Origin of the sequence: Colwellia sp. C2M11 (genome assembly GCF_018860915.1) — a bacterium.
Taxonomy (GTDB): Bacteria; Pseudomonadota; Gammaproteobacteria; order Enterobacterales; family Alteromonadaceae; genus Colwellia.
In genome coordinates this window covers 1-1,656 of sequence record NZ_JAHKQD010000020.1, presented here as the reverse complement: position 1 = coordinate 1,656, position 1,656 = coordinate 1, and the positions used below count along the sequence as shown (strand labels likewise).

Sequence of the window (1,656 nt, the reverse complement as noted above, 5' to 3'; positions counted from 1 at the left end):
TAACGAGCTTGTAGAATAACTCGTTTTTATATTATTTATTAATCAAAATACTCTAACCGGATTGTTTTCTTTTAACAATCAAAAACGTTTACGTTTTTGGCGATTTTATTTTTACATCGTTAACTTAACGAAATAGTGGATTAACGTCTGATAATTCAGTGTTATAACGATTTGTATGATGTGGAGTTGGGCTTTTAACCCTTAATGCAGGTTGTTTCTTAACTTTTCAATATTATGAACAAGGCAATACATTTGCCATTGGGTGTTTACTTTTTCCTTCCCGCGTAAGGTCAATTTATTCATGCCTTTGTTGACGGTAATATTGCCAAACACTGGCTCGATAGCACCTAATCGCTTACTGTATTGTCGTCGACCGATTGGGCTGTCTATTTTAACCTTCATTTTGTCAATATAGCTTAGCTGTTTACACGATTCATCATTTTTAAACTGAACTTGCCGTCCTGTTTTTATTGGCGGTTTTCTCATACATTGCTGTTGCAGAGGGCAACTTTTGCAATCTTTTAAGTAACCACAGAATCGCGTGTATTGTTGATTGTGACTTTTTACATTTATACCGCTTCGCCACATGTCGTTGCCTGCTGGGCATCGGCATGTTTGCGTTACTTCATCATAGTGAAAATCATTTGAGGTGAATAATCGTGGCTTGCCTTTACTGCGCTTTAACCGCCGCTTTTCTTGCGCTGTTTCGTATGTTTCACTTTCTTTAAATAGCGGATTTCTTTTTCTAAATTGATTGTCTGCAATATAAGTATCAAAGCCACTTTGAGCCATAAATTCAAGGTTAGCTTCACTATTGAACCCACTGTCTGCTGTAAACTTTATTGTCTGCGCGTTTGTCTGTTTTTGGGTATTGAGTTTCTCAAGTTGTTGTTTTAATTGTGCAACGGCTGGCTGTAAGGTTTGTTGCTCTCCCACTGAGCCCCACGCTTGTGCTTGCAGTATAATTTGGTGTTTATCGTCATTAATCGCGATACCATTGTAGCCTTGAATGGTGCCTTTTGAGGTAGTCATTTTCGCACTGTCTGGGTCAGTGATATTACTTTTAACGGGTTTGCCTTTGCTGCCTGTTTTTTCTTGATGTGTGGCTAAAAATTCAGTGATTTTCTCTGCACTTTTATCCAGTTTTTCTTTTTGTTTTAAGTCTTGTGTTATTAACACTTCATTTAAGCCATCTTGAGATTGATGACGTTCGATAATACGTTTACTTGCTCGTGCTAGTTTAGCTTTTTTTCGCTCTAGTTCATCGAAGGTTCCACTCCACTCTTTGCTCGCGTTTGACTTTAACTTACAGCCATCAATGGCAAACATGTTGCGACCTATCAAACCTTCTTTGTCACATATCATTAAAACTTGCGTAAAGAGAGGTTCTATTTGGTCTTTCATTCGAGCAACGAACGAAGCTATTGAGGTGTAATGCGGTTGCACATCACCCGATAAACTCATAAAGGTAATGTTAGTTTCACACGCATTAGCAATGCGGCGACTCGTGATAAAACCACGAGAATAACCAAAGAGAATTATTTTTAACATCACAGACGGTGAATAGGCAGCTGCGCCGCCATTGTCGTTTTGATACCACTGTTCGAAGCCCGATAAATCAAGGTGATTATCAACAATATGCGCAAGCGCATATTC

1 protein-coding gene is annotated in these 1,656 nt (G+C 38.5%); it reads right to left on the bottom strand.

Annotation, left to right across the window (positions count from 1 at the left end):
- Positions 1-201: 201 nt before the first annotated feature.
- Positions 202-1,656, bottom strand: a 1,455-nt coding sequence (locus KO509_RS06885; RefSeq protein ID WP_215972556.1) for a transposase, incomplete at its 5' end; no start/stop codon positions are given.